The sequence below is a fragment of the Streptomyces sp. NPDC002742 genome (genome assembly GCF_042888885.1).
Classification (GTDB): Bacteria; Actinomycetota; Actinomycetes; order Streptomycetales; family Streptomycetaceae; genus Streptomyces.
The window spans coordinates 1-1,513 of record NZ_JBIAQF010000076.1 but is presented as its reverse complement, the minus strand read 5'-3'; the positions used below and the strand labels follow the sequence as shown (position 1 = coordinate 1,513).

General features: G+C 69.9%; 1 protein-coding gene. It reads left to right on the top strand.

Annotated features, from left to right (window positions below; all coding sequences use genetic code 11):
• Positions 1-263: 263 nt before the first annotated feature.
• The gene (locus ACFYW8_RS44535; RefSeq protein ID WP_389093912.1) at positions 264-1,475 is read left to right on the top strand and encodes an IS110 family transposase; all 1,212 of its coding nucleotides are present in this window, start codon (positions 264-266) and stop codon (positions 1,473-1,475) included.
• Positions 1,476-1,513 lie beyond the last annotated feature (38 nt).

Sequence of the window (1,513 nt, the reverse complement as noted above, 5' to 3'; positions counted from 1 at the left end):
CCCCGTTATCTTCTTCGCGGTTCCGCAACGGGACCGCTGGCCTCCGGGCCCGGCATGACTGTGTCCCCCTGTCGAAAGCATGACCTGGGGGGTGGTGTCACCGGGCCCGGGAGGTGCCGTCGGAGACGCTGATGAGAGGTCCGGCCACCGCCCGGTCCGGCGCAACGCCGGACGGTTCGCGGGCGGCAGGTCTGCATAACGTGGATGCGCGCGTACGACACCACCGCCGAGGCTGGCACGTTCGACTCCACTGGAAGGGTGCGATGTTCGACACCGAAGACGTGGGCGTGTTCCTCGGCCTGGACGTCGGCAAGAGTGCTCATCACGGCCACGGGCTGACCCCGGCCGGCAAGAAGGTCTTCGACAAGCAGCTGCCCAACAGCGAGCCGAAGCTGCGGGCCGTCCTCGACAAGCTGGCCGCGAAGTTCGGCACCGTCCTGGTGATCGTGGACCAGCCCGCCTCGATCGGAGCCCTGCCCCTGACGGTCGCCCGGGACGCCGGCTGCACGGTCGCCTACCTGCCCGGACTCGCCATGCGCCGGATCGCCGATCTCTACCCGGGCGAGGCCAAGACCGACGCGAAGGACGCCGCGGTGATCGCGGACGCCGCCCGCACCATGCCGCACACCCTGCGCTCGCTGGAACTGACCGACGAGATCACCGCCGAACTCACCGTGCTGGTCGGCTTCGACCAGGACCTGGCGGCCGAGGCCACCCGCACCTCCAACCGGATACGCGGCCTGCTCACCCAGTTCCACCCCAGCCTGGAACGCGTCCTCGGGCCGCGGCTGGACCACCCCGCCGTGACCTGGCTGCTGGAACGCTATGGATCTCCGTCCGCCCTGCGCAAAGCCGGGCGCCGCAGGCTGGTCGAGGTGATCCGGCCCAAGGCCCCGCGCATGGCCGCCCGGCTGATCGACGACGTCTTCGACGCACTCGACGAGCAGACCGTCGTCGTCCCCGGAACCGGCACACTCGACGTCGTGATCCCGTCCCTGGCCCGCTCCCTCGCGGCCGTCCACGAACAGCGCCGGGCCCTGGAAGCCCAGATCAAAGCCCTGCTGGAGGACCACCCTCTTTCCCCGGTCCTGACCTCGATGCCGGGAGTCGGAGTCAGGACCGCCGCCGTCCTGCTGGTCACCGTCGGCGACGGCACCAGCTTCCCCACCGCCGCCCACCTCGCCTCCTACGCCGGCCTCGCCCCGACAACCCGCTCGTCGGGAACCTCGATCCACGGCGAACACGCACCCAGAGGCGGCAACCGGCAGCTCAAACGCGCCATGTTCCTCTCCGCCTTCGCCTGCATGAACGCAGATCCCGCCTCCCGCACCTACTACGACAGATGCCGGGCCCGCGGCAAAACCCACACCCAGGCCCTCCTCCGCCTCGCACGCCAACGCATCAGCGTCCTGTTCGCCATGCTCCGAGACGGCACCTTCTACGAACCCCGCCTCCCCGAAACCACCCCTGCATGACCAGCACGGCCTTGACGAAGGACATAGAGGCACCCCCC